At 74.3% G+C, this 874-nt stretch carries 1 protein-coding gene and 1 pseudogene; both read right to left on the bottom strand.

All coding sequences use genetic code 11. From position 1 onward, the window contains the following. A pseudogene (locus KBX53_RS34440) lies at window positions 1–253 on the bottom strand (riboflavin synthase); the annotation flags it as partial. A gap of 1 nt (window position 254) precedes the next feature. Next, window positions 255–874: RibD family protein (locus tag KBX53_RS34435; RefSeq protein ID WP_210863974.1), on the bottom strand; the 620-nt coding region annotated here is incomplete at its 5' end.

Here is an 874-nt window from a genome sequence, read left to right as displayed (position 1 = left end):
CCAGGTTGACCGGGACGCCGGGGCGCAGCGCGCCCAGCGCGCAGCGGCGCAGCGTCTCCCCCATCACGTCGGCGGTGAAGACCCCGTCGGCCACCTCCACGACGGTCAGGCAGACACCGTTGACGGCGATCGAGTCGCCGTGCCGGGCGTCGGAGGTGACCAGTGGGCCGCGGACGCCGAGCAGCGCCGAATCGCCAGCCGTGGGCGCCACCCGGACGATCTCGCCCATTTCCTCGATAATGCCGGTGAACATCTCAGCCCTCCCTTTTGCGGGGCAAAGCGGTGATCCGGAGATCCGGACCGACCTGCGTAACGTCGACGAACTCCAGATCGATGGCCTCGGCGATGGTGGTCACTCCCGCGTCGACCAGAGCGGTCGGGCCGGCGCCGAGCAACCGCGGCGCGACGTACCCGACGATCTTGTCGACCAGGCCGGCGGCCAGGAACGCGCCGGCCAGCCGGGGGCCGCCCTCCAGCAGCACCGCGCGGACCCCGCGCTGGTGCAGCGCCGCGAGCAGCGCCGGCAGGTCGACCCGGCCGTCCGCGTCGGCGCCGACCTCGTCGGCGGTCGCGATCCACGTCCGTGCCGCGCCGTCGCGGACCCGGGCGTCAGCCGGGGTACGCCCCGAGCTGTCCACCACCACCCGCAGCGGCTGCCGGATGGCCAGGCTGCCGTCGCGCAGGTTGCGGGCGGTCAACCGGGGGTCGTCGGCGAGCACGGTGCCCACCCCGGCGATGACCGCGTCGACGGTGCCGCGCAGCGCGTGCACGTCGATCCGGGCCGCCTCCGACGTGATCCACATGCTGGTGCCGTCCGCCGCGGCGGACCGCCCGTCGAGCGGGGCGGCGTACTTCCAGATCACGTACGGCCAGC

This window comes from Micromonospora sp. M51 (assembly GCF_018070305.1).
GTDB classification, from domain to species: domain Bacteria; phylum Actinomycetota; class Actinomycetes; order Mycobacteriales; family Micromonosporaceae; genus Micromonospora; species Micromonospora parva.
Note: the sequence above shows the minus strand (reverse complement) of the source record. Positions and strands in the feature narration are given on the sequence as shown.